The organism is Micromonospora parva (assembly GCF_040649675.1).
Classification (GTDB): domain Bacteria; phylum Actinomycetota; class Actinomycetes; order Mycobacteriales; family Micromonosporaceae; genus Micromonospora; species Micromonospora parva.
Window position 1 is genome coordinate 1,147,466 of the sequence record NZ_JBEZFX010000001.1, and the last position, 20,918, is coordinate 1,168,383.

The 20,918-nt window shown below is 71.3% G+C and carries 22 protein-coding genes and 2 tRNA genes; 12 read left to right on the forward strand and 12 right to left on the reverse strand.

From position 1 onward, the window contains the following. Window positions 1-70 precede the first annotated feature (70 nt). Together AB0C03_RS05105 and AB0C03_RS05110 are read left to right on the forward strand one after the other, a co-directional pair. On the forward strand, window positions 71-1,333 hold the full coding sequence (locus AB0C03_RS05105) for a L,D-transpeptidase (protein WP_210865158.1): 1,263 nt from the start codon (window positions 71-73) through the stop codon (window positions 1,331-1,333). A 247-nt stretch (window positions 1,334-1,580) separates the two neighbouring features. Further along, window positions 1,581-2,867 carry a L,D-transpeptidase gene (locus AB0C03_RS05110; RefSeq protein ID WP_357593299.1) on the forward strand — a complete coding sequence of 429 codons (1,287 nt, stop codon included), beginning with the start codon at window positions 1,581-1,583 and terminating at the stop codon, window positions 2,865-2,867. Window positions 2,868-2,980: 113 nt separating this feature from the next. On the opposite strand, the gene AB0C03_RS05115 is transcribed toward AB0C03_RS05110, so the two are convergent. Together AB0C03_RS05115 and orn are read right to left on the reverse strand one after the other, a co-directional pair. Then, window positions 2,981-3,056, reverse strand: a tRNA-His gene (locus tag AB0C03_RS05115). Window positions 3,057-3,160: 104 nt separating this feature from the next. Continuing rightward, window positions 3,161-3,751, reverse strand: a complete 591-nt coding sequence (gene orn / locus AB0C03_RS05120) for an oligoribonuclease (protein WP_036411320.1) — start codon at window positions 3,749-3,751, stop codon at window positions 3,161-3,163. Window positions 3,752-3,823: 72 nt separating this feature from the next. On the opposite strand from orn, the gene AB0C03_RS05125 reads away from it, so the two are divergent. Then, a complete protein-coding gene (locus AB0C03_RS05125) occupies window positions 3,824-5,107 on the forward strand; it encodes a glycosyltransferase 87 family protein (RefSeq protein ID WP_357634411.1) in 1,284 nt (427 codons plus the stop codon). 146 nt (window positions 5,108-5,253) lie between these two features. On the opposite strand, the gene AB0C03_RS32290 is transcribed toward AB0C03_RS05125, so the two are convergent. The 3 genes from AB0C03_RS32290 to AB0C03_RS05140 all read right to left on the reverse strand — a co-directional run bounded on the left by AB0C03_RS32290 (window position 5,254) and on the right by AB0C03_RS05140 (window position 8,858). Further along, complete coding sequence (locus AB0C03_RS32290) at window positions 5,254-6,285, reverse strand: hypothetical protein (RefSeq protein WP_400447574.1); 1,032 nt, start codon at window positions 6,283-6,285, stop codon at window positions 5,254-5,256. A gap of 150 nt (window positions 6,286-6,435) precedes the next feature. After that, window positions 6,436-7,173 carry a YcnI family copper-binding membrane protein gene (locus AB0C03_RS05135; RefSeq protein ID WP_030331207.1) on the reverse strand — a complete coding sequence of 246 codons (738 nt, stop codon included), beginning with the start codon at window positions 7,171-7,173 and terminating at the stop codon, window positions 6,436-6,438. 17 nt (window positions 7,174-7,190) lie between these two features. Next, window positions 7,191-8,858 (reverse strand): copper resistance CopC/CopD family protein, encoded by a 1,668-nt coding sequence (locus AB0C03_RS05140; protein ID WP_357634415.1) that lies wholly within the window; start codon window positions 8,856-8,858, stop codon window positions 7,191-7,193. Between the two features lie 172 nt (window positions 8,859-9,030). Here AB0C03_RS05140 and AB0C03_RS05145 point away from each other — a divergent pair, with 172 nt between their 5' ends. Genes AB0C03_RS05145 through AB0C03_RS05160 form a run of 4 tightly spaced genes read left to right on the forward strand, consistent with a single transcriptional unit; the run spans window position 9,031 to window position 11,993 of the window. Then, the gene (locus tag AB0C03_RS05145) at window positions 9,031-9,621 is read left to right on the forward strand and encodes a sigma-70 family RNA polymerase sigma factor (RefSeq protein ID WP_030331211.1); all 591 of its coding nucleotides are present in this window, start codon (window positions 9,031-9,033) and stop codon (window positions 9,619-9,621) included. A 32-nt stretch (window positions 9,622-9,653) separates the two neighbouring features. Then, window positions 9,654-10,175: a MauE/DoxX family redox-associated membrane protein gene (locus AB0C03_RS05150; RefSeq protein ID WP_030331212.1), complete on the forward strand. Its 522-nt coding sequence runs from the start codon at window positions 9,654-9,656 to the stop codon at window positions 10,173-10,175. Next, window positions 10,168-10,884, forward strand: a complete 717-nt coding sequence (locus AB0C03_RS05155; protein ID WP_030331213.1) for a DsbA family protein — start codon at window positions 10,168-10,170, stop codon at window positions 10,882-10,884. Before AB0C03_RS05150 ends, AB0C03_RS05155 begins: the two co-directional genes overlap by 8 nt. Then, the gene (locus tag AB0C03_RS05160) at window positions 10,881-11,993 is read left to right on the forward strand and encodes a hypothetical protein (protein ID WP_357634419.1); all 1,113 of its coding nucleotides are present in this window, start codon (window positions 10,881-10,883) and stop codon (window positions 11,991-11,993) included. Before AB0C03_RS05155 ends, AB0C03_RS05160 begins: the two co-directional genes overlap by 4 nt. Here the strand turns inward: AB0C03_RS05160 and AB0C03_RS05165 are convergent. The 4 genes from AB0C03_RS05165 to AB0C03_RS05180 are packed head-to-tail and all read right to left on the reverse strand — an operon-like array spanning window position 11,977 to window position 14,676. Continuing rightward, window positions 11,977-12,735: an energy-coupling factor ABC transporter ATP-binding protein gene (locus AB0C03_RS05165; protein ID WP_357634422.1), complete on the reverse strand. Its 759-nt coding sequence runs from the start codon at window positions 12,733-12,735 to the stop codon at window positions 11,977-11,979. The two genes, AB0C03_RS05160 and AB0C03_RS05165, sit on opposite strands and share 17 nt — an antisense overlap. Continuing rightward, window positions 12,732-13,502 carry a cobalt ECF transporter T component CbiQ gene (gene cbiQ, locus AB0C03_RS05170; RefSeq protein WP_210859349.1) on the reverse strand — a complete coding sequence of 257 codons (771 nt, stop codon included), beginning with the start codon at window positions 13,500-13,502 and terminating at the stop codon, window positions 12,732-12,734. The genes AB0C03_RS05165 and cbiQ overlap by 4 nt, the downstream gene beginning before the upstream one ends. A gap of 14 nt (window positions 13,503-13,516) precedes the next feature. Then, window positions 13,517-13,963, reverse strand: coding sequence for a PDGLE domain-containing protein (locus AB0C03_RS05175; RefSeq protein ID WP_357634426.1), 447 nt, complete (start codon window positions 13,961-13,963; stop codon window positions 13,517-13,519). Next, on the reverse strand, window positions 13,960-14,676 hold the full coding sequence (locus tag AB0C03_RS05180; RefSeq protein WP_210859347.1) for an energy-coupling factor ABC transporter permease: 717 nt from the start codon (window positions 14,674-14,676) through the stop codon (window positions 13,960-13,962). The genes AB0C03_RS05175 and AB0C03_RS05180 overlap by 4 nt, the downstream gene beginning before the upstream one ends. A 296-nt stretch (window positions 14,677-14,972) precedes the next feature. Between AB0C03_RS05180 and bcp the strand changes: the two genes are divergently transcribed. The 4 genes from bcp (at window position 14,973) to AB0C03_RS05200 (ending at window position 16,776) form a co-directional block, all read left to right on the forward strand. Further along, on the forward strand, window positions 14,973-15,449 hold the full coding sequence (gene bcp, locus AB0C03_RS05185; protein ID WP_210859345.1) for a thioredoxin-dependent thiol peroxidase: 477 nt from the start codon (window positions 14,973-14,975) through the stop codon (window positions 15,447-15,449). A 30-nt stretch (window positions 15,450-15,479) separates the two neighbouring features. Next, window positions 15,480-16,076, forward strand: a complete 597-nt coding sequence (locus tag AB0C03_RS05190) for an HNH endonuclease signature motif containing protein (RefSeq protein ID WP_209444544.1) — start codon at window positions 15,480-15,482, stop codon at window positions 16,074-16,076. Next, window positions 16,067-16,140 (forward strand) — tRNA-Leu (locus tag AB0C03_RS05195). Before AB0C03_RS05190 ends, AB0C03_RS05195 begins: the two co-directional genes overlap by 10 nt. Window positions 16,141-16,248: 108 nt before the next feature. Continuing rightward, window positions 16,249-16,776 carry a GNAT family N-acetyltransferase gene (locus AB0C03_RS05200; RefSeq protein WP_030331226.1) on the forward strand — a complete coding sequence of 176 codons (528 nt, stop codon included), beginning with the start codon at window positions 16,249-16,251 and terminating at the stop codon, window positions 16,774-16,776. A gap of 4 nt (window positions 16,777-16,780) precedes the next feature. Here AB0C03_RS05200 and AB0C03_RS05205 read toward each other — a convergent pair whose 3' ends face one another. The 3 genes from AB0C03_RS05205 to AB0C03_RS05215 all read right to left on the reverse strand — a co-directional run bounded on the left by AB0C03_RS05205 (window position 16,781) and on the right by AB0C03_RS05215 (window position 19,541). After that, on the reverse strand, window positions 16,781-17,773 hold the full coding sequence (locus AB0C03_RS05205; protein ID WP_307857775.1) for an expansin EXLX1 family cellulose-binding protein: 993 nt from the start codon (window positions 17,771-17,773) through the stop codon (window positions 16,781-16,783). A gap of 111 nt (window positions 17,774-17,884) precedes the next feature. Beyond that, the gene (locus tag AB0C03_RS05210) at window positions 17,885-18,703 is read right to left on the reverse strand and encodes an MOSC domain-containing protein (protein WP_210865147.1); all 819 of its coding nucleotides are present in this window, start codon (window positions 18,701-18,703) and stop codon (window positions 17,885-17,887) included. 4 nt (window positions 18,704-18,707) lie between these two features. Further along, window positions 18,708-19,541, reverse strand: a complete 834-nt coding sequence (locus AB0C03_RS05215) for an O-methyltransferase (RefSeq protein ID WP_210865146.1) — start codon at window positions 19,539-19,541, stop codon at window positions 18,708-18,710. A 140-nt stretch (window positions 19,542-19,681) separates the two neighbouring features. Here AB0C03_RS05215 and AB0C03_RS05220 point away from each other — a divergent pair, with 140 nt between their 5' ends. Next, entirely contained in the window at window positions 19,682-20,761 is a 1,080-nt protein-coding gene (locus AB0C03_RS05220) for an LCP family protein (RefSeq protein WP_081883806.1), read from the forward strand. Window positions 20,762-20,918 lie beyond the last annotated feature (157 nt).

The window sequence follows — 20,918 nt, forward strand, 5'->3', positions numbered from 1 at the left end:
AAGTCCGGGGCGTGGGTGGCGGCGCTGATACGGCACGATGTCCGCCAGGTACGCGAGAACAGAGGTGGGGATGGCACGGTTCACGCGAGCCGGGGCGGTGGTGGGCGCTCTGGCCCTGGCGGCGTCACTGGCACTGGCCGGGTGTGGCGGCGACGAGAAGAAGCCGGAATTCGTTGGTGGGGCGTCCTCGGACGCGAGCGCCGCCCCTGGTTCAGCCGCGCCCTCGGCGCCGAGCGCACCGAGCGGCCCGCCGCTCACACTGAGCCCCGCCGACGGCACGAAGAACCGGCCGGTCAGCACGGAGATCAGCGCGAAGCTCCCGGGTGGCGGGAAGGTGTCCGCGGTGACCCTGACGGCGGACGGTGGTGGCTCGGTCGAGGGCAAGCTGCGCACCGATGGTTCGTCCTGGGTGCCGTCCGCGCCGCTGAAGTGGGGCACCCGCTACACGGCCACGGTGACGGCGAGCGCGTCGGACGGCACGAGCAGCCAGGGCACCAGCAGCTTCACCACGATGGCCAAGCCGAAGTCGACGATCGGTTCGGGCCTCTACCTCTTCGACGACAAGAGCTACGGGGTGGCCATGCCCGTGGTCACCGAGTTCCACCCGGGCATCCCGAAGAAGGACCGCGCGGCGGTGCAGAAGCGGATGTTCGTCAAGACCGACCCGCCGCAGCCGGGCGCCTGGCACTGGGTCAGCAACGGCACGCAGGCCTACTACCGGGCCCCCGAGTACTGGAAACCCGGCACCACCATCACCGTGCGGATCGCCCTGGCCGGCATCCCGCTGAGCAACGGCCGGTACGGCGACATCGACCGCAAGGCCACCGCCAAGATCGGCCGGTCGTTCGAGATGAAGGTCGACAACGCCAACAAGAAGATGACGGTGTACGAGAACGGCGCGCCGGTGCGCACCATCCCGGTGAGCCTGGGCAAGAAGAGCACGCCGTCGTCGAGCGGCACGATGGTGGTGATGGAGAAGAAGGAAGCCACCGTCTTCGACACCCGGGACGACCCGGACCCGGCCAACCGCTACGTGACCGACATTCAGTTCGCCCAGCGGCTCACGTGGGGTGGCGAGTACATCCACGCCGCGCCGTGGTCGGAGCACGTGCAGGGCCGACGGAACGTCTCGCACGGCTGCGTGAACGTGTCGATGGCGAACGCCCGGTGGTTGTTCGACAAGACCCGGATCGGTGACCCGATCACGATCAAGGGGACCGAGCGCAGGATCGCCGCCGGCAACGGTTGGACGGCGTGGAGCCTGAGCTGGTCGGAGTTCATCAAGGGCAGCGCGTTGCCGGTGCCCAGTGGTGGAGCCGGTCCGGCGGTCTGAGGCGTCGGCTCGTTGCGCCGGCTCTGCCGTTGGCGGGGCCGGCGTACCCTTGCACTCCCGCCGTGCGAGGACGGCGCGGCGACCCGCGATCCCCGTTACGGAGACGAGCCAGACTCACGAAACGCCGAATAGTAGCAGAATTCGGGCACTATTGATGGCGTGTTTCGGTTCACCCTCGGCAACCGGGGCCGGCTCTGGCGCGTCAGTAGGAGACGATGGGGCAGCGACCACGACTGTGAGGGAATTCATGCGAGCTAGCCAGGACCAGCTGATCAGGCCCGGTGGGCGACGCCGCGTGTTCGCGGCGGTGCTTCTCGCCGTGGCGCTGGCCTTCACCTCCGCCTGCACCGACGGCGACAAGCCGTCCTCGTGGCACGGCGGTGGCGAGAACCCGGCGCCGAAGGCCACGGCGACGATCAGTGAGCCGGCGGCCGACGCCAAGGACGTGCCGGCGTCCACCGGCATCACGTTCACCACCAAGGACGCCGTGGAGACCGCTGTCGAGCTGAAGGACTCCGCCGGCAAGACGGTCGAGGGCACCCTCGCCAAGGACGGCACGTCGTGGCTGCCGGCCGGCGCGCTGGCATACGGCACGAGCTACACGGCGACGGTGACCGCCACCGGCGACGACGGGCGCCCGGCCACCGCGACCAGCACCTTCACCACCATGGCCAAACCCGGCAACCAGGTTCGGGTGAGCAGCTTCCTCGGTGACAACCAGGTGGTCGGGGTGGGCATGCCGCTGATCGTGAAGTTCAGCCGGAACATCCCGGAGGACTACCGCGACGACGTGCAGCGCCGGATGACAGTCACCTCGACCCCGGCGCAGGAGGGGATCTGGCACTGGGTCAGCCCCACCGAGATCCGCTACCGGCCGAAGGAGTTCTGGAAGCCCAACAGCAAGGTCTCCTACCGGGTGCAGGCGGGTGGCCTGCCGATGGGTGCTGGTTGGTACGGCCGCGCCGACCTCTCGGTGGACATCAAGATCGGCGCGGCGGTGGTCATGACGGTCGACAACAAGACGAAGCGGATGACGGTGACCCGCAACGGCTCGGTGATCAAGACCATCCCGGTCAGCCTGGGCAAGAAGAGCACCCCGTCGTCCAGCGGCACCATGGTCGTGATCGAGAAGCTGCGCAAGACGGTCTTCGACACGTTCGAGGAGCTGGGCCCGGAGGAGGGCTACCGCACCAAGATTGACTTCGCGCAGCGCCTCACCTGGGGCGGTGAGTTCATCCACGCGGCACCCTGGTCCGAAGGGCAGCAGGGCAGCGTGAACGTGTCACACGGCTGCGTGAACGTGTCGATGGCCAACGGCGACTGGCTCTTCAAGAACACCCAGATCGGCGACCCGATCACGGTCAAGGGCACCGAGCGCAAGCTCCAGAACGGCAACGGCTGGACCGACTGGAACATGAGCTGGGACGAGTACGTCAAGGGCAGTGCCATTCCGTACGAGCCTCCGGCCGACCCGGACACCACCACCCCGAGTCCGGACGCGACGAGCACCCCGTCCGCCACGCCGACCGCCTGAGCCACCGACAAAGGCCCCCTCTTCGGAGGGGGCCTTTGTCGGTGGCTGCCCCTGTCTGGCCCCTACAACGACTCAGGCCCCCTCCGGAGAGGGGGCCTGAGCGGTGAAACCAGTGGGGTGACTGATGGGAATTGAACCCACGACAACCGGGACCACAACCCGGTGCTCTGCCAACTGAGCTACAGCCACCATGCCGCCGTCGCCCGGTCGATCGCTCCGGGCGGGGTGCGGACCAATAATAGCCACACCACAGCCAGGCACGTCCAGCGGGTTGCCGGTCGGCTCGGCCGGGGTCAGAGTTCGGCGGCGATGGCCTTGGCGGTCTCGACATCCGGGCCGGGCAACGGGACGAAGACGGTGCGCCGGTAGTACTCCAACTCCCGGATGCTCTCCCGGATGTCGGCCAGCGCCCGGTGCGCGAGACCCTTCTGCGGCTGGCCGAAGTACACCCGGGGGTACCAGCGACGGCAGAGTTCCTTGATCGACGACACGTCGATCATCCGGTAGTGCAGGTGCGCGTCGAGGCGGGGCATGTCCCGGGCGATGAAGCCCCGGTCGGTGGCGATCGAGTTGCCACACAGCGGGGCGGTACGCGGGTCCTTCACGAAGCCGCGGACGTACTCCAGGACCAGGTCCTCGGCTTCGGCGAGAGTGACCGCCGAGCGGCGGACCTCTTCGGTGAGGCCGGACTTGGCGTGCATCGTCTGCACGATCTCCGGCATCCCCTCCAGCGCCGCTTCGTCGGCGTGGATCACCACGTCGACACCGTCACCCAGCACGTTGAGGTCGGGATCGGTGACCAGTGCCGCAACCTCGATCAGTTTGTCCCTGCCGAGGTCCAACCCGGTCATCTCACAGTCGATCCAGACGAGGAGATCAGCCACCGGGACAGCCTACGCGCAGCCCACGCCCTGTGGCTGCGCGCTCTCGGCGGACCGGACCGCTAGGGTTTCGGGGTGCCAGCAGAACCCGTCGCACCGCCCGCCGTCACCGAAGACGATCCCGGCGGTCGTACGGTCCGTCGCCTGGTCGCCGTGGTGGCCCTCAGCGCCGTGCTGCCAGCGCTCTACCTGCCCGGCCTCGTGCACGACTTCTTCGATCTCAAGATCTACATGTCCGCGATGGACTGGTGGCGGGTCGGCCACCCGCTCTACGACTACGTGCAACCCGACCGGGTGCAGGGCGAGCTGTACTTCACCTACCCGCCCTTCAGTGCGCTGCTGCTGTGGCCGTTCGGTCTGCTGCGGCTCGGCGCGACCGTGGCGATCTTCACGGCGTTGACAGTGTTGGCAGTGGTGCTGACCACCCGGTGGCTGGTGATGCCGGTGATCGACCGACACGGCCTGCCCCAAACGTTCACACTGGTCACCGCCGTCCTGCTGGTGCTGGCGGTGGAGGGCATCCGGGAGACGATCACCTTCGGCCAGATCAACATGTTGCTGGTCGTGTTGATCCTGGCCGATCTGCTGTTCGCGGTACCGCGGGCGCGACGCTGGGCCGGGGTGGGCGTGGGGCTGGCGACGGCGCTCAAGATCTTCCCCGGCATCTTCATCGTGTACCTGCTGGTCACCCGCCGGTGGCGGGCCGCCGCGGTGGCGAGCGCGACCGCGGCGGCGGCGACGCTGCTGGCGGCGGCGATCGCCCCGCGCGACTCGTGGCGGTTCTGGACCCACGAGCTGTGGACCACCGAGCGGGTGGGGCGCACCGACATCGTCGGCAACCAGTCGCTGTTCGGCCTGCTCAGCCGCTTCACCGCCCCGGAGAAGCCGGACCGGCTGCTCTGGCTGCTGCTGGTCGCCGTGGTCGCCGGCTACGGGCTGTGGCGGGCCGCCCGCGCCGCGCGGGCCGGTGACCCGTTGACGGGCCTGACGTTGACCGGGTTGGTCGGCTCCCTGGCTAGCCCGATCACCTGGACCCACCACATCTACTGGTTCGTGCCGGCGGTGGTGCTGCTCGCCGACGCGGCGTTGAGCGCCAACCGCCCCGACGAGGCACGCCGACGTCGGTGGCTGGCCGCCCTCGCGGTGGGCATCACCGCCCTGACGATCTACGGCGTGGTGACGTTCCAGGCCTGGGGTGTGGCGCCGGTCCGCACCCGTGACCCGTTGGACTTCCTCCTGCAGAACACGTACGTGCTGCTCAGTCTGCTGCTGCTGGTCGCGCTGCCGGTGCGGTCGAGGCTGCGTGCGGAAAATCGCACCAATTGGACAGACCTCCCGATTAGCCATGATCGGCGCTAACCTGTCCTCATCTACCTCAAGCGTCGCTCGGGTAGCACCGATCCCCCGGTGAGAGTGGCCCTCCGCGTCGGCAGCGCGGAGGGCCACTCGCCGTTCCACCCGACGCCAGCGGCCGGCCGCCACCAGGCACGGCAACAGCCGGACCGTCAGCCGGCCGGATCGCCATCGGGCCGGTCGTCAGCCGGTGGGGCCACCACCGGTCGGGCCGTGGGCTCCTCCGCGTCGGCCGGCGGCCAGGCGAGGCTCAGCGTCACCTCCGGCGGACGGGGCAGCCGTACCGGCTCGTCAAGGTCGGCGAGGGTGGCCGGGCGGGCACCGATCGCCGACCAGGACCGCTCCGCTGCCCCGGCACCGACCGGGGTGAGCTGACGTACCGCCAACGGCTCGGTCGGCTCCGGCTTCCGGGGGCCCAGGCCACTGAGCGACGTGACCCCGAGGCGGCCGGCGAGCACCGGCACCTGGTCCGGCTCGACCACGAAGATCACCTCGCGCGGGCGCAGCGGTCGCAGCAGGATCAGCACCGCGCCCACCACCAGCAGCACGCCGACCGCCAGCAGACCCCAGGCGGCCGGACCGGTCCACCCGACCTGCAACTCCGCGCGCAGGTCCAGGGCCAGGTCGGCACCGCCGTCGGGGCGCATCACCACCAGGCTCATGGGCTCGTCGGCGAGGTCGTCCGCGCTCCACTCCAGCGAGCCGATTCCCTCGCGTACCCAGAAGGGCCGACCCAGCGGCGTGACCAGGCCGTCGGCCGTCGCGGCGCCCGGCGGGTCGGCGCGCGGGGTGTCGAGGGCCGGTCCGGCCGGGTCGAGCCGGACCGGCAGCGGCCCCCGGGCCAGCGCCACCCGACGGACCGTGGCGTGCGGCACCGCCGCCAGCCAGCCACGCACCTCGGCGGTGGGCGCCAGCCCGACGAACGCCGGCCCGCCAGTGGTGCGGGCGTCCAGGTGCAGCCGGGCCTGCGCGGTACGCGCGAAGGGCGCCTCCTGTCGCAGCAGCCGGTCGAGGTCGGTGACCACCACCGCGCGACCGGGCGTGCGGACCGTTTCGAAGCGGGCGGTGAAGACCCCGCCGGGGTCGGCGTGTCGGGTCACCAGCCACAGCCCGCCACCGGCGAACAGCGCCGGAATTCCCACAACCAACAGCAGCATCCCGGCGATCGCCCGCACGAACCGCATCCGCACCGTCCCCCTCCGTAGCCAAATACCCGGCCGACCTTACCGACGCAACCCGCCTGATCAGGGGATATCCACGGCACGGCCGACTCCGACTGCGGAAAGCACGCTGGCCCGCCGGAATATCCGGCGGGCCAGCGGGTCAGACCGGGGTCAGGCCTTGGCGACCGGCTCCCGGCGGGTCCGCGTGAACGCCAGCCCACCCAGCACCAGGCCGGCGAGACCGGCGACGAGACCGGCCACACCGAGGCCGACAGCGAGCCCGTTGCCGTCGTCGTCGTCATCATCGTCGGGCGATGCGACGGCGGCGCTCGGCGAGGCCGAACCCGCCGGCGCGGCCGCGGCGGCCAGGGTGAGCACCGGCGCCGGGTGCTCCGGCTCCTCGGCACCCGCCGCCACCGGTTCGTCGATCCAACGCGAGATGTTGCCGTCCGAGTAGGTCTGCAGGGTCTTGAAGATCATCGAGTCGACCTGCGGCAGCGGCCCCAGCGACACCGGGAACTCCTGGAACTGCCCCGGCTTCACCCCCGCGTCACCGGAAGCCGTCCAGGTGATCTTGGAGACCGCCTCGGTGAGCTGACTGCCGTGCACCTCGATCGGCGGGTCCACCTTGCGCTTCTCCGTGGTGACCGTCCAGCCGGGCACCGGCATCGTCGACACCGAACCGACCGGGGCGTTCTCCGGCAACACGACCTCCAGCTTGGTGGTCGACGCGGTGTCGCTCTCGTTCGGCACCCGGAACGCCACCCGGGCGTAGCCGCCCTGGGTCGCCTCCTTCGGGTTCACCGTGACGTGCGCGGACGCCGGCCCGGCGAAGCCGAGCACAGCGGTGGCGGCGGCGGTGAACGCCAGGGCGGCAGCGGCGGTTGCGGTGCGCCGGAATCGGGTCATGGGTTTCGCGAACCTCTCTAACGGATGGGCACGGTGGCGGTCACCGTGGCCTGGTCGATGTCGGTCGTTCGGGCGGTGATCTTCAGTTGCCAATCGCCGGAGGTCGGCAGGCTGATGTCGCCGTAGGCGTGACTGTCCGTCAACCGCAGCAACGGCACCTCGATCGGCTCGATCCCGGCCGAGGGCAGCGCGACTGTCGCCTTCCACTCCGCGACCAGCAGCGGCTGGTTGTTCTTGTCGTACGCGTACAGGTGCACCGAGTTGTTGCCCCGCTGGGCCGGGCTCACCTCGACCTCCACTGCCAACAACGGGTTGTCCAGCCTGGTGCTGAAGAAGCCGGACTCGGCCCCGGCCGACGGGCCGGCCACGGCGGTGCGGGCGGGCGTGGTCTGCACGAGCGTGGCGGACACCGCCAGCACCACCACGGTGACTGCCAACTCCACCAGGACCGCCCGGCGCACCGGCGCCGGGCGTTGCGCCGCGACCCGGCTGCGCACCAGGTGCCGGGAGTACGCGGCCACGGCGATGACAATCGCGAACAGCCCGATCTTGGCGAGCAGCAGACGCCCGTACGTGGTGTCGATCAGCGCCCGCGGGGTGGCCACCTCGATCAGCGCCTGGACGGTGCCGGCGAGCAGCAGCGCCGAGACGGCGAGCGCCGCCCAGCGTGACCAGATCGGCAGGATCGCGCCCAGCTCCCGTTCGTCGGCCTGACGCAGCAGGAAGACGGCGAGCATGAGCAGCCCGCCCAGCCAGACCGCCATGCTGCCCAGGTGGACCGCGTCGACCACCACCGACACCGCCGGCGCCGGGGAGGCCGCCGGGTGCCCGGCCAGCGGCCAGGTCAGCAGGGCGGCACCGCCGAGCACGGCCAGGATGATCGCGTCCGCCCTACCGGCGGGCCGGGCCAGCAGCGGGCGGAGCAGGAAGATCGACGCCGCCAGCAGGCCGAGCCGGACCAGGTGGGCGGCGCCGAAGGCGCTGCCGAAGACACTGCCGAACCCCTCACCGGTGACGTCGAAGAGACCACCGCCGGCGGTGTAGGGCACCTGCAACCACAGGTCGGCGAGGGTGGCGAAGGCCACCAGACCGAGGCCGGTCCAGGCCAGCCGGGTCGGCCCCCGCCGGGAGAGCCGGCGCGGCCAGAGCGCGGCGAGCACCAACGCCGGCCCGACCAGCAGCACCAGACCCGCGTAGCCGAGGAAGCGGGCCACCTTCACCGCCGTCCCCACCACCGGGTTGGCGCGGCTGTCCGTGCCGGAGTCGACGGGCGGGGTCGAGGCGGCGCCGACCGAGTAGGTGAACGCCCCGGAGACCGGGTGACTGTCGGCGGAGATCACCCGGAAGCTGACCAGGTAGGTGCCGCGCGCGCCGCCCGGGTCCACCGGGATGGTCACCACGCCGCCGCTGAACGACGGTTCGCCCCGGTCGGCCCGGGACCCGTCCGGCGCGATGACCCGGATCTTGCCGGGCACCTTGCGGACCGACTCACTGAACGTGAGGACCACCTCGGACGGCCCGCTCGGCACGACGGATGAGGCAGCCGGACTGCTGCTCTGCAGCACCGCGTGGGCGCTGGCGGAGGTGGCTGGCGCGATCAACAAGGCGACGACGGTGACCAGGAGGCCGGCGGCGGCGGCCAGTCGGGCGGCCCAGCGGCGGGGGGCGACAGTCATGCCGGCCATGGTCGCCGATCGGTGTCCCGTTCGGCGACCCGAGGGGGGTGGCCGCGTCGGAGATCGCACGTCATGAACGGGTAGTCGGCCCGGGTCGGGGAAAAGTTCCCGACGTGGCGCAGACCATCCAAGGGCCGAACGACCCTGACGCGTCGCCCGGTGCCGCGTAACCTGGTGTGTCGTGATCCCTGTCCCGCGTGACTCCGGTGCCGCCGGTCCGGCGGAGCCGGTCGACGACGTCGCCCGGGACCCGGCAACCGGGTGGGCGTTGACCGCCCGCGACGGTGACCCCACCGCCCAGGCGGCGTTCGTCCGGCTGACCCAGGCCGACGTCTGGCGGTTCGCCGCCGCCCTGGTCGACCCGGACAGCGCCGACGACCTGACCCAGGAGACCTACCTGCGGGCGTTTCGGGCGCTGCCCGCGTTCGAGGGTCGCTCCAGCGCCCGCACCTGGCTGCTCGGCATCGCCCGGCGGGCCTGCGCCGACCACCTACGCACTGTCATCCGGCGTCGGCGGCTCGACGAGCGACTGACGGCGAACGCGTACACCGATCGACCGCACCCGGACCCGGCCGGCCAGCTCGGCGCCGCCGACCTGGTCCGCCGCCTCGGTCCCGAGCGGCGCTCCGCGTTCGTGCTCACCCAACTGCTCGGCCTGTCGTACGCCGAGGCCGCCGCCGTCGAAGGGGTGCCGGTGGGCACCATCCGTTCCCGGGTCGCCCGGGCCCGCGACGACCTGGTCGAGGCGGTCGGCGACGCCCTGACCGGCTGACAGTGGAACTTCCGGCGCGGACGGGACGACAAATGAGCGTGACACCTTCCACCCGGGGCGGCCGGTGGCCAGTGGTCCGCCCCTGGCTCGGCATCGCCGCCCGACTCGGCCTCGCCGCCGTCTGGTTGGTCGCCGGCGCGTCGAAGGTCAGCGATCTCGCCGCCTCCGGACGGGCGGTCAACGCCTACCAGGTGCTGCCGTACGACGTGGCGACAGTGATCGGCGCGGCCCTGCCCTTCGTCGAGCTGGCACTGGGCGTGCTGCTGCTGCTCGGTCTGGCCACCCGGCTCGTCGCCGGGGTCTCCGCCGCACTGCTGGTGGTCTTCATCGCGGGGATCGCCTCGGCCTGGTCGCGGGGGCTGGCCATCGACTGTGGCTGCTTCGGCAGCGGCGGGCAGCTGGCGGCCGGGCAGGCACCCAGTTACCTCCCGGAGATCCTCCGGGACCTGGGATTCTTGGTTCTAGCCGGATTTCTGCTGATCTGGCCGCGTACGCCGGTATCGGTGGACGGGTGGTTGTCCGGCGAACCCGTTGTGGAGGACGAGGATGAGTAGTCGCAAGGGGCAGCGGGACGCCGCCCGGGTGGTCCGCGAGCAACTGGCCCGCGAACGGCGTCGCCGCCGCACGATCTGGGTCTCCGCCGCCGCGGTCGTCGTCCTGGTCATCGCCGGCGTCGTCGGCTGGGCCGTCTGGTCCAACCAGCGCTCCGACGACTTCACCACCCCGCCCGGCGCCAACAGCGCCGGCACCGGCATCGTCACCGGCAACGGCCCGGTCACCGTCGACGTCTACGAGGACTTCCTCTGCCCGGCCTGCAAGCAGTTCGAGCAGACCAGCGGGTCGACGCTCGAACAACTGGTGGCCGAGAACAAGGCAACTGTCGTCTACCACCCGGTCGCGTACCTCAACCGCTTCTCCACCACCGAGTACTCCACCCGCTCCTCGGCCGCCTCCGGCTGCGCCGCGGCCGGCGGCAAGTACCACGAGTACGCCAAGGCGCTCTTCGCCCAGCAACCACCCGAGGGCAGCGCCGGGCTCACCGACGACCAGCTGATCGACATCGGCACCAGCGTGGGCCTCGACCGGGGCTCCTTCGGCACCTGCGTGAAGGACCAGACGTACCGGACGTGGACCGAACACGTCACCGACGACGCCAGCCGGAACAACGTCACCGGCACGCCGACCGTCAGGGTCAACGGTCAAGCCGTCGAGAACCCCACCCCGGACGCGCTCACCGCAGCCGTGGCGGCGGCCGGCAAGTGATCCGTACCCTGCTGGGCCGCGCCGGCCTGGTCGCGGCCGCGGCCGGCCTCGCGACGGTGATCAGCGCGGCGCCCGCCGCCGCGCACGGCGCGGACGCCCCGGACGGCACCGACTACCGCACCCGGACCACCGGCGTCGCACCGGCGCGGCCAGGACTTGAGGTACGCGTCATCGAGGCGGGTGCCCGACTGGAGCTGACCAACCACACCGGCCGCACCATCGAGGTCATCGGCTACTCCGGCGAGCCGTACCTGCGCGTCGGCCCGGACGGGGTCTTCGAGAACAGCCGCTCCCCCGCCACGTACCTCAACAGCACCATCACCGGAGAGACCGCCCTCCCGGCCGAGGCCGACCCGGCCGCCGCACCGGTCTGGCGGCGGATCGCCGACGGCACCACGGCACGATGGCACGACCAGCGCGCGCTGTGGCAGGAGTCCGCTCCACCGGCCGCCGTCCGCGCCGCACCGGAGCGCGAACACCGGGTCCGGAACTGGAGCATCCCGCTGCGCGACGGCACCGACCCGGTGGCGATCGGCGGCACGCTGGACTGGGTGCCGCCACCGGACGCGTACACCTGGTGGGCGGTGACCATCGTGGGGCTGCTCGCGGTGGGCGCGCTCGGCCTGCTCCCCGCCACCGCCCCGGCCGGCGCCCGCGCGCTGTCCGCGCTGGGCGTGCTGCTGATGGTCGGCGGCGCGCTGGCCGTCGGCTACCCGGTGGGACGCGAGTTGGACGCCGGCGCCCAGGGCGTCGGTGGCGTTCTGGTCGGGCTGCTGTCCGGGCAGATCTGGTCCCTGCTCACCGGCCTCGGCGCGATAGCCGCCGGCTGGTACGCACTACGCCGCCGCCCGGCCGCCGACTTCGTGGTCGCGCTCGCCGGGGCCTGCCTGGCGCTCTTCGCCGGAGCGGCGAACGCCGCCGTGTTCGCCCGCGCCATCGCCCCGGTGCCCTGGCCGCCGACGACCGCCCGCGTGCTGGTGGCGCTCTTCCTGATCACCGGCGCCGGCGCGACAGCCGCCGGCATCCTGCGCCTGCACGCCGCCTCCCGCAGCACTGCGGCCGCACCACGGGTCGAGCCCGCCGAGAGTGGGTCTACGGCTGCGGGGTGAACCCGTAGGGCAGTTCCAGGCGGTGCCGTGCCAGCAGGGTGGGGTCGTTGAGCAGGGTGTTGGTGGGGGCGTCGGCGACGATCCGGCCGCCGTCCAGGATCACCGAACGCTCACACAGCTCCGCCGCGTACGGCAGGTCGTGCGTGACCATCAGCAGGGTCACCGGCAGACCGCGCAGGATCTCGGCCAGCTCACGACGGGCCGCCGGGTCCAGGTTCGACGACGGCTCGTCGAGCACCAGGATCTCCGGGTGCATGGCGAGCACCGTCGCCACCGCCACCCGGCGGCGCTGCCCGAACGACAGGTGCTGCGGGGCCCGGTCCCGGTGCTCACCCATCCCCACCGCGGCGAGCGCCTCGTCCACCCGGGCGGTCAGCTCGGCCCCCCGCAGACCCAGGTTCGCCGGCCCGAACGCCACGTCCTCCGCCACCGTGGGCAGGAACAACTGGTCGTCCGGGTCCTGGAAGACGATGCCCACCCGGCGACGCACCTCGGCCAGGGTGGCCCGATCCGGTGTGACAGTCAGCCCGCCGACGCTCACGCTCCCCTCGGTCGGGCTGAGGATGCCGTTGAGGTGCAGCACCAGCGTGGTCTTGCCGGCGCCGTTGGGCCCGAGCAGCGCCACCCGGTCGCCGCGCGGCACGACCAGGTCAACCCCCTGCAGGGCGACGTGCCCGTCCGGGTACGCGTAGCGAACACCCCGAACGTCGAGCGAGACAGCGGTCTGCACGACACCGATCATGACAGGACGACGGCGGTGGCGGCGATGGAGGCCGCCACCACCGGCACGGTAGCCGCGACCAGCCACTGACCGGCACTCGCCGCACCCTCGCCCTGCCACACGGCCGGCATCCGCCCGGTGTAACCCCGGGACAGCATCGCCAGATAGACCCGCTCGCCGCGCTCGAAGGCGCGCAGGAACAACGCCCCGATCCCGGCGGCGAAGCCACGCAGCTGCCACAGGAAGCGCGGGTCGTCGCCCCGGGAGATCCGGGCCACCCGCATCCGCCGGGCCTCGCCCACCAGCACGTCCAGGTAGCGCAGCATGAACGTGGCGATCTGGGTGAGCACCTGCGGGCAGTGCAGCCGGTCCAGCCCCACGATCAGATCCCGGGTGGTGGTGGTCGCGGCGAGCAGCAGCGAGGCGAGCACCCCCAGGGTGCCCTTGGCCAGAATGTTCCACGCGCCGTGCAGCCCGTCCTCGGACAGCCGCAGACCCAGCACCTCGACCCGGTCGCCGCTGCCGAGGAACGGCAGGGCGACGGCGAACAGCACGAACGGCAGCTCGATCAACGCTCGGCTGAGCAACCACCGTGGCCCCACCCGGGCCAGCGCCGCCACCACGGCCACCAGCACCGCGTACGCGCCGAAGGCCCAGAACGCCTCGCGCGGGGTGGCCACCACGGCGATGGTGAAGACCACCATCGCCACGATCTTGACCTCGGGCGGGAGCCGGTGCACCGGCGAGTCCGACTCGCGGTACAGCACGTGCCCGTGACCGGCACCCATCCGCGTACCCCTGCTCAGCTGGCCGTGCCGGCGCGCGACGCCGCCGCATCACCGTCGGTGGGCGTGGGCACCGCCGCGTCACCGTCGGTGGGCGTGGGCGTCGGCGCGGCACCGTCGGTCGGCGTGGTGCCCCGGCGGCGGAGCAGCCAGAACCCGCCGGCGCCGATCGCGAAGGTCACCAGCACACCGAGCACCCCGGACAGGCCGGTGGAGACGAAACTGTTCTGCACACCGCGGACGGCGTAGTCGGCGAGCGGGCTGTCGGCCAACTCGTGGTCGCGGGCCTGCTGCGCCGGGCAGCTCCCGCCGACGATGTTGTCGTCGGCGTCGACGGTGCAGCCCTTGAGCAGTGACGAGTCCAACCCGTCCGGGTGCGACGAGGCGTAGTTGCTGACCACACCAGCGAGCAGCAGGGCGACCAGCAGGCCGCCGGCCAGGAAGGCCCAGGAGCGGTTCTTCATCGGACACCTCCGGCGACCGGGACGACGGGGACGGCGGGCGTACGCAGGGAACGCAGCGCGTACACCAGGTCGGGGCGCACCTTCGCGACGGTGAGCACGGTGGTCGCCGTGATCAGGCCCTCACCGATGCCGATGAGCAGGTGGACGCCGGCCATGGTGCCGGCCAGCCCGGCCAGGTTGCCGCCCAGGTCGGTGGTGCCGCCGAGCCAGTACTGCAGGACGAAGCCCTGCGAGGCGACGACCACGCTGAGCATCGCGGCGACGAACGCGGTCACGGCCAGGCCGGCCCGCGTGCGGGGCAGCACCCGCAACAGCAGCGCGATCAGCGCGTACGCAGCTGCGGTGCCGAGCAACGCCATGTTCGTGATGTTGAGGCCGAGCATCGCCACGCCGCCGTCGCCGAAGATCAGCGCCTGCACGACGAGCACCACTGCCACACAGAGCGCGCCGACCCACGGGCCGACCAGCATGGCGGCGAGCGCGCCACCGAGCAGGTGCCCGCTGACACCGGCTGTGAAGATCGGGAAGTTGAGCATCTGGACGGCGAAGATGAACGCCGCCACCAGGCCGGCCATCGGGGCCAGTCGGTCGTCCAGGTCCCGTCGGCCACGCAGAACGCAGACGGTCAGCGCGGCCAGAGCGAGCGCAGCGAAGACCGCTGCCACGGGACCGTCGATGATCCCGTTCGAGATGTGCATCGCCAGTGTCTCCACGCGACCTCCCACGCCTGAGCTGGCCCGAGCGGGCCGGCGGGCCTCAGCCTATTTCCCATCAGTCGTTGTTGCCAGAGCATGGCAACAACGCATGGCGTTGATCACCTCCTCCAGGTCAGGCCCGTGAACGGCAAGTTTCGGGCGCTCGACCTCCTGGCAATCAACCGACCTCTCCCGCACTCCGGACGCCCGCGACGTGCCGACGCCTCGGCATCCCGGGCGGTGCCTCGATCTACACGCGACCGGCTGCGGGTCGCCGACGACGGAGTTCGCCAGCGCGGCGGTATCGTCGAGCAATGACCGCGCCCGACCGCCTCTCCCCCGGTGACCCCGCCCCCGAGTTCACCCTCGGCACCGACACCGGCGACCAGCTCTCCCTCAGCGACCTCCGAGGCCGCAAGGTCGTCCTGTACGCCTACCCGGCCGCGATGACCCCCGGCTGCACCAAGCAGGCCTGCGACTTCCGCGACTCGCTCGCCTCCCTCCAGGCCGCCGGCTACGAGGTCATCGGCATCTCCCCGGACAAGCCGGAGAAGCTGGCGAAGTTCCGCGAGCGCGACGCGATCACCTTCCCGCTGGTGTCGGACCCGGACAAGGCAGTCCTGATCGCCTACGGCGCGTACGGCGAGAAGCAGCTGTACGGCAAGACCGTCACCGGCGTGATCCGCTCGACCTTCGTGATCGACGCCGACGGCAAGATCGAACGCGCGCTCTACAACGTCAAGGCCACCGGGCACGTCGCCAAACTCCGCCGCGACCTCGGCCTGGACTGACCTGTCGTACCGGTTCGCTACGGTCCGTCAGTGGTCCGATACAAGTACACGCCCGAAGCACTGGCCGCCGCTGCCGCCGCCGCCCGCAACATCACCGAGGTGATGCGGCTGCTCGGCGTACGCGTCAGCGGCGGCTCGCACGCGCACATCAGCCGGCAGCTCAAGCGGTTCGGCATCGACACGTCACACTTCACCGGTCAGGCACACAATCGAGGCGTGCGGTGGCGACGGGTGTCCCCGACGGAACTGCTGGTGGTGCTGCCGCCCGACTCTCGGCGAATCCCGGGAGTCCGCCTCAAACGCGCCCTGGCAACAATCGGCCTACCCGAGACCTGCGAGGTGTGTGGCACGGGGTCAACGTGGCAAGGCGCCAAACTGACGCTGCACGTCGACCACATCAATGGCGATTTTCTCGACAACCGACCACGCAACCTCCGTCTGCTCTGCCCTAATTGCCACAGCCAGACCTCCACCTACGCAGGTCAGCGACGGCCTGCGGTCGTTGCGCCCGAGGTGGTCTACGATCCTGATGCGGTTACTCCCACCGGCTTCCCACTGGGCAGGCGACTGCCGCGCCGGATGGAGTGGCCGTGGACGCTGGTGGAGTTCAGCTTCAAGGGGCCGTAGCCCAACGGCAGGAGGCATGCGGTTTAGGTCCGCACCAGTGCGGGTTCGAATCCCGTCGGCCCCACATCGCCATTGAATGACGACGGATCCTGGCTCGGTCAGAGCCAGGACTGTTGTTGGGCGCGTCACTGTCGTGGGTCGCGGGCCTGGTCATCGGGTCAGGATGGCGGGCGTGAGTCTGCGCTTCGTCCTCGACCCCGACCTGACCCCGCAGCTGCGCGCCGAGATCGTCGACCTCTGGGTGGACGTCAGCAACGCCGGCGGCGCCGTCGGTTTCGTGCCACCGGTCAGCACCGCCGACGTGCACGTCATCTCCGAGCCGACCTTCGCGGGCATCACCGACGGGCCGGATCGGCTGCTGGTCGGCTACGCCGGTGACCGGCTGGCGGCGATGCTGATCTTCGGTGACAACCGGTTCGCGCTCAAGACGCACTGGTGTGTGGTGAAGCGGGTGATGGTCCACCCCGACACCCAGGGCGCCGGCTACGGCGCGGCGCTGATGACGGAGGCGGCCCGGTTGGGCAGGGCGTTCGGCCACGAGGCGCTGCACGTCACGGTGCGCGACGGGCTGGGGTTGGACAGGTTCTACGCCGGCCTCGGGTATCGGGAGATCGGCCGTCTGCCGGGCGCGTTGCGGGTGGCCCCCGATGACGACCGGGACGAGATCCTGATGTGGCTCGATCTGGCTGTGGCCGACTGAGTGGTCAGCCGGCGCACCGACGGGCGTTCGCCTGGGCCGAACTGGTGGTCGACGTGGCGGTGGCCGGCGCGCTCGCCTTCGCGACCTCGACCGGGCGACGGGTCGGCGTCGGCGTGGCGGCGGGTCGGTTGCCCGGCGGTCGGGTCGACGCGGCGGGACGCCGGGTGGCCGCCGCCGCGCCGCCGGGTGCGTACATCCGGACCGTGCTGTTCTGCACCTGGCCCGGGGCCATCCGGATGCCGCCGACGGTGACCCGGTTGCCGTACACGTCGCTGACCCGGAGGGTGAACGGACCCGGCCCGACGCCGGAGGCGATCAACCAGTAGTTGTAGTCCTGCCGTGCGGCCGGCTGCCAGGGGTCGCTGTCTCTCTGCCGGACCTCGACGGACCGCAGCGGGTTGCCGTGGTTGCCGACCCGGACGGCGAACCACCACTGCGACGCGCCCTCCTTGATCCGGAAGGTGAGTGGTCCGGGCAGCGGGGGGTTGACGACCGCGCGGTAGGTGACCGGAACGACGCCCTGGACCGGGTCGGCGATCCGGGCGAACGCCTCACGGGACAGGTCGAGGTGGCCGGGCTGGCACTCCGGGCACTGGTCCATGATGAGCACCCGGACGGTGCCCTTCGGGCCGACGACGTCGAGGAATCCGCCGCAGGCGGCACCGACGGAGTATTCCGTCGGCCCGAGCGCGACGTAGAGCCGGTTGGCCGGGGCGGACGGGTTCGAGCAGTTGCCGCCGGCTCCCTTGGAGTCGTAGAAGGTCGCCTTTCCGGTGTGCGTGGCGTTGCCGGTGGGCGGCGCGGCGGCGAGCGTCCGGCCGGCGGCGCAGGCCGGGGTGGATCCGGAGCGTAAGGCGAGGGTGAGCCCGAGCGTCGCCGCGAGGACGGTGACGCCGGTGGCGACCAGCCAGGGCTTCGCGCCGGACGACGGTGCCGGCCGGTCCGTTGGGGGATGGTCCAGGTCGATGGTGATGTCGACAACGCTTCCGTCCGGCACGACGGCGATGCTGCCGGATTCTGGCGGGTGCCGACAAGCGGGCTAAGCCAAAGCTAAGACAGCATCGACGGACGGTGATGAGGGGGTGCGGATTGCCGGTTGCTGGCGGGGTCAGGGCTCGACGACGATCGGGGCGCCCACGGCCAGGGGTCCATTGTCGATCGGCACCAGGTTCAGTCCGAAGAGGAGTTTTTGCTTGACGTTGCGGTGCCGCCCGAGGGTGCGCAGCGGCTCCTTCGTGCGTACGCCGGTCTCCTGGTCGGTGGTGGTCACCACACAGCGGTCGCACGGCCCGGCGGCGCGGAACAGCCGGTCGCCGATGCGCAGTGGCCGACCGACCCAGTCGTCCTCGGCCCAGGCCGGCGCGCCGCTGACCACCAGGTTGGGTCGGAACCGGGTCATCGGCACCGGTTCCTCCCCCGCCTCGGCGAGCCAGTCGTTGAGGCCGTCGAGGGAGGCGGCGTTCGCCAGCAGCACCGGGTAGGCGTCGGCGAAACTGACCTGGTCACCGGTGTCGTGTTCGCGGGACCCGGCGGCCAGGTGGCGGGTCGGCTGGGCCAGCCAGACCAACCGGACGGGTCGGCCGAGCAGGGCGGTGAGCCAGTCGTCGGCGTCCTGGCCGGCCGGCAGCGCGGGCACCGGGAAGGCGCGGCTGCGGAAGGTGCGCACCGGTACCGGTTCACCGCCTGCGGGCTCGGGCACGTCGAGGTCGGGCTGCCCGTCGGCGCGCAGCGACAGACCTCCGGGGCGCACCGAGGCGCGCAGGCCCACGAGCCGGGTGGTGTCCCGCTGGGTGACGCCGACGCCGTCGGCGTCCACGACCATCCAGCGCCGGTCGCCGGCCAGCCCCCACCGGTGCACGAACGCACCGTCGTGGTCGAGCCGGTGACAACCCTTGATCGGGTACGTGTGAATGGAGGTCAGCCGCACCCGGCTACCATGCCACGCCGATCCCGTCGCCCGGGTACCAGTGGTTGACCGGGCTCTCCCGGTACGCGAGGAACCGGCGGCCGGTGCGTTCGGCGTGCTCGGCGAGCACGTTGGTGCTGGTGACGTTGTCGGTGAGCAGGATCGCGCCGGGGGCGAGCTTGGGCTCCACGGCGTCGAACTCACGCTTCTCGTGGGCACGGCTGTGGTCGCTGTCGTGCAGGAACAGGTCCACCGGGCGGTCCAGCGCGCCGATCGAGGCGACCGAGTCGCCGATCACCAGGTCGACGACCTCGGACCAGGGCGCGACCCGGGCGAGGTAGCCGGCCTCCGGGTTGATGTCCAGGGAGGTGACCCGCCCGGGGTGCCCCTCCTGCGCGTTGCGCAACAGGGCGGACGCCAGGACGCAGGTGCCCAACCCCTTGTCGACGCCGGTCTCCACGACGTGTGCGGGGTGGGTGGCCCGGACGATCGCGTACCAGCCGACGCGTCGGGCGTAGCGGACCTTCCGGTCGGCGAGGCCACGGCGGGCTGCGGTGGCGGTCGCCTGCTCGATGTGGTGGCGCAGCGCGTCGTCGGACTCGATCTCGGCGACGTAGCCGCGGACCTGCTGCACGGGGATGTCGCAGACGACGCTGACGAACCAGGTCAGGTGGTGGCGGCTCAGCTTGGTCAGCTCGTAGGTGTAGTTGTGATGCTCACGGGAGGTGACCAGCCACCGGGCCGAGGCGCGCAGCACCTTGGCGTCGTGGCGGGCGACCCGGGCGAACCGCTTGGGGAAGGCGGCGACGGGTGCGAGCGGGGTACGGGCGATGGCTCGGCGGAGCTTCGTTGCGTCCACCGAAGGTTCATACCACTTCCCCGGGAGCGTCGGCAGAGGGAAACGGCGGATGGTGCGCCGCCCGATTTGGGACTTACGTCGCACGATGGTGTCCGGACGAGGGTACGCGCTGAGAAACCACGTTCAGTAGCATCGCGCCCATGCCACGTCGTGAACATACAGCGGAGCACTGGACGGAACCGAGTTACGGCGCCGCCGGCGGGCCTCAACCGACCGAGGACATTCCGCCGGCCGCCGCACCGCCGCGCCGCCGCCGCTGGCGCCGGATCGCCCTGTTCAGCCTGCTGATCCTGCTGGTGCTGGGCGGCAGCGGCATGGTGGCCGGCGGTCTCTACCTGCGGTCGGTCGAGTCGGGTATCGAGCGGGTCGACGCCTTCGACGGCGTGCCCGAGGAGTCGCGCCCCCAGGCGGCCGTCGACGGCGCGATGAACATCATGATTCTGGGCAGCGACTCCCGCGACCCGGAGAAGACGAGCGGCTCGCGTACCGACACGATCATCCTTGCCCACCTGCCGAAGGACCGGAAGAGCGCCCAGCTGATCTCGATTCCCCGCGACACCTGGGTTTCGGTGCCGAAGTCGGCGGACGGCAACAACGGTGGCCGGGACGCCAAGGTGAACGCCGCGTACGCCTGGGGTGGGGTGCCCCTCATGGTGCAGACGGTGGAGAAGTTCACCGGGGTCCGGGTGGACCACGTGACGCTGATCGACTTCGCTGGTTTCAAGGAGATCATCGACGCGCTGGGCGGCGTGGACATCGACTCGGAGAAGAGCTTCACCTCGATCCACGAGCCGTTCCGCACCTTCAAGAAGGGTGTGCAGCGGATGGACGGCGAGGCGGCTCTGGACTACTCCCGCCAGCGCAAGCAGTTCGCCGACGGTGACTTCGCCCGGATCCGCCACCAGCAGCAGGTGATCCGCGCCATCATCGACAAGGCCTCCTCCGGCGGCATCCTCACCAACCCCGGCAAGTTGAACAGCTTCCTCAAGGCGACTTCGAACTCCGTCTCGGTGGACAAGGAACTGTCGCTGTTCGACATGGCGACGCAGATGCGTGGCGTTCGCGGCGGGAACATGACCTTCGTGACCAGCCCGACCAAGGGCACCGGCCGGATCGGCTCGGAGAGCGTGGTGTTGGCCGACAACGCCCGAGCCAAGACGTTCTACGACGCGGTCCGCCGGGACTCGGTCGGCGAGATCGTCAGCCTCGGCAAGAAGTAACGCCTGGAGCCGGCGCGGGAACCGCCGGCAGTCGAGACACCAGACGGGGGGGGGGGGGGGCGGCCCCCCCCCCCCCCCGGGGGGGGGGGGGGGGGGGGGGGGGGTGAGCAAAACCGGCCCGGAACGGAGGGGGGCGGAGTAGCCGCCGGGACAGGGG